This is a genomic window from Calothrix rhizosoleniae SC01 (genome assembly GCF_900185595.1).
In the GTDB taxonomy this organism is placed as follows: Bacteria; Cyanobacteriota; Cyanobacteriia; order Cyanobacteriales; family Nostocaceae; genus Calothrix_A; species Calothrix_A rhizosoleniae.
In genome coordinates this window covers 1-2,759 of sequence record NZ_FYBH01000409.1, presented here as the reverse complement: position 1 = coordinate 2,759, position 2,759 = coordinate 1, and the positions used below count along the sequence as shown (strand labels likewise).

The window sequence follows — 2,759 nt, the reverse complement described above, 5'->3', positions numbered from 1 at the left end:
ATTGTTCATAGGTTTGGTACTTCAGCAATATCCTAACAGTCACAGAAGTAGAATTGTTAGCCCTGAGCATAAAGCCTACGTCATAGCTGCGCTTACTGTATAGCGTGTCCGTTGGCGTAGCCGCCCTGAAAGGCTAGGACTTAGTCAAAGGGCTAACCTAATTTCGTAGTACTATAAACGCAAAAAGACTCAAAATCTTTGAAAATTAACATAATTTTGCTCAATTTACCATTTTTGCTAGCCATAGCATCCATGTTGAGCTTTTGCTTAAACTATTTAGCATAATCGTCTATAGATTCTCTAGTCTGCTCACTGTCAATGGTAACGCTACTAGCTTCCTGAGTCGAAAAATTCTTTAACTGAGTTTGTAGCCAATTTTCCAACAACTCATTTAACAGTCTTAGCTTTATTTGCTCATCTAACTGTGCAGGTATAAATTTTTCTAATCTGACAATTACAATCCATTCTCCTACACGAGTAGGGGGTAAAAGTCTACCAGGTGGATTAGAAGCAAGCAAATTAGCCAAAGTAGGATGGGGAACAGATAGTTCTACAGGACCAAGTAATCCTCCTGTATTAGCTTCCTGTCCTTGAGAATATTCCCTAGCAACCTCATCAAATGATTGTTCTCCTTCCTGAATGCGAAAATAGAGTTCTTGGGCAATACCAATATCAGTGATACGAATTAGAGAATAGATCACCTTATCTAATTTTGACTTTCGTTGAACAAAATAGGACTCAAGTTGATTTCCCCAGGTATCTTCTTTGAACTTTTCTAATTTGAGGTTACGAGTAACTAAGTAATCCAAATGTTCTTGAGATAGACTGCGAGCTGCCAACCATGCTTGTAAATCTGCATCAGAGGAAAGTTGATTCCCTTGGTAGAATTGCTTATACGCCTTAGTATTATCTTCTACAGATAAAGCCATGTTAGCGATCGCACTTTCAATAATTATTTCCCGCACCAACTGGGGCAGCATTCCATATTGCTTCAAGAGGGAAAATATTTGGTCGTTACTAATGATACGATTACCTACTTGCAAAACTGAAGCCATATTATTTTTTACCAGCATGATAATTGCGAGTGATTAACAAAGATGAGATGTGAACTACCACTTACACCGGGTAAGTGGAGTAAATTACGGCATAATAGTAAAAAATTTTGCATGATCCCGCAAGTTAAGTGAGAAACCACAAGCCTAAGCTTCTCGATCTATTATGCTCGCTAATCTAGCTTATTTTTCTGAGAACTTCAAAACTGGCAGTTTTATGATTACTTTAGCAAAGTCAAGCTTCTACAACTATGTCAGGAATATTTATTAAAGCTAAGTCTGTAGCTGAAATGTGAGGTTAATATTTTCTAGACTTCATACCATCTTCATATGAATAGAAGTTGGAGTCTAATGCCAAAATTCATTGGAAATAGTTTAATCGGTCGCACCGGATTTTTCTGTGTGAGCATAGTATTAGTATTGATTACTTTTGGCTCTTTTTCTGTACCCCTCGCCAATGAATCTGATTCTGTTGATGAATATGTTCATAATAATCATCTCCGTAGATATCATCGTCGATATCGTCGAAGATATCGCCGTCGTGGATATCGCCGGAGATATCTCCGTCGTGGATATCGTCGAAGAAGATACAATAATCGGAGGATAGTAATTGATCTTTCCCAGCAAAGATTATATGCATGGCAAGGGAAGAAATTGATTTACTCATTTCGGGTTTCCACTGGTAAAAGATCTACTCCTACACCCAGAGGTCGATTTAGGATTCGTTCTAAGTATCGCTACAATCGGATGCGGGGTAGAGGTTATGATATTCCTAATGTCCCATATGCCATGTATTTTTACCGTGGTTATGCTATTCACGGAGCTTTTTGGCATAATCGCTTTGGAACTCCCGTCAGTCGTGGTTGTGTGAATTTGCGAGTTCATCATGCTCGCCGATTATTCAGATGGGCTACCCACGGAACATTTGTCTTAGTACGCAGATAACCAGAGAATTTGATGTGTGGGGAAGCAAGGCGTAGGAGGAGGAATAAACTCACAAGGGTAGGCTTTGTACAATTGGGAATTTGTCAGACAAAGAGTACAAACCCCCTATAATTCCCCAAGGGGGATAGGGAAAGTAGAAAAGGGATAAAAACTGAACCATACATAGTAAGGTTCCCAAGAATACAAACTACTGGTCTGTCTCATAAAATATGATAGATTTTCTATCACACCCGCCTAGGAATATAAGTCCCAGTCTAATAGTAAAAGTCATATTTATATGACTATAAAACTAGCTATCAGAACTAATGTGACAGACCACTATCTGAAAAGAATGGGAAACTTCTTGGTGGTTCAAGCTGATTATCCCTTGCTTTCTTTCCTTGCTAAGTTTATCATCCTCACTAGAGAAAAATATAGTTAACCAAAAGCGAAATGATACAACACCACAAAGTTAACTATGGGAATAATCATGAGCAAAATTAACCAAGGATTCTTACCCAGTTTTTTGACAATATTTACAAAGGCAACAATTAAAACAATGGCAGCAATAAGATTTAAGAAGGGGATGAGGAGTGCAATTGTCCACCAAGGAGACTGATCTCCAGCTTTATAAGTCAGCCAGTTTTGTAGCAAGGGAACCCAGGCAAACCAAGCATTAGGTTCTCCTAGTTTTTGAAATATATTATACAAACAGTATGATGTAAATACATAAATAGCGAGAGAAATGACTAGCCTGATTAAATTTACACCACCATCACTAAG

At 38.2% G+C, this 2,759-nt stretch carries 3 protein-coding genes; 1 reads left to right on the top strand and 2 read right to left on the bottom strand.

Annotated features, from left to right (window positions below; genetic code table 11):
* Window positions 1-272: 272 nt before the first annotated feature.
* A complete protein-coding gene (locus tag CALSC_RS24575; protein ID WP_088243837.1) occupies window positions 273-1,055 on the bottom strand; it encodes a peptidylprolyl isomerase in 783 nt (260 codons plus the stop codon).
* A gap of 348 nt (window positions 1,056-1,403) precedes the next feature.
* Here CALSC_RS24575 and CALSC_RS24570 point away from each other — a divergent pair, with 348 nt between their 5' ends.
* Window positions 1,404-1,997, top strand: a complete 594-nt coding sequence (locus tag CALSC_RS24570; RefSeq protein WP_200817743.1) for a L,D-transpeptidase — start codon at window positions 1,404-1,406, stop codon at window positions 1,995-1,997.
* Window positions 1,998-2,414: 417 nt separating this feature from the next.
* On the opposite strand, the gene CALSC_RS24565 is transcribed toward CALSC_RS24570, so the two are convergent.
* Window positions 2,415-2,759: DUF5684 domain-containing protein (locus CALSC_RS24565; RefSeq protein WP_143288372.1), on the bottom strand; the 345-nt coding region annotated here is incomplete at its 5' end.

Excerpts from the sequence above, each read along its gene's own strand:
- CALSC_RS24570 (WP_200817743.1), top strand. The coding sequence starts at position 1,404 with ATGCCAAAATTCATTGGAAATAGTTTAATCGGTCGCACCGGATTTTTC.
- CALSC_RS24575 (WP_088243837.1), bottom strand. The coding sequence starts at position 1,055 with ATGGCTTCAGTTTTGCAAGTAGGTAATCGTATCATTAGTAACGACCAA.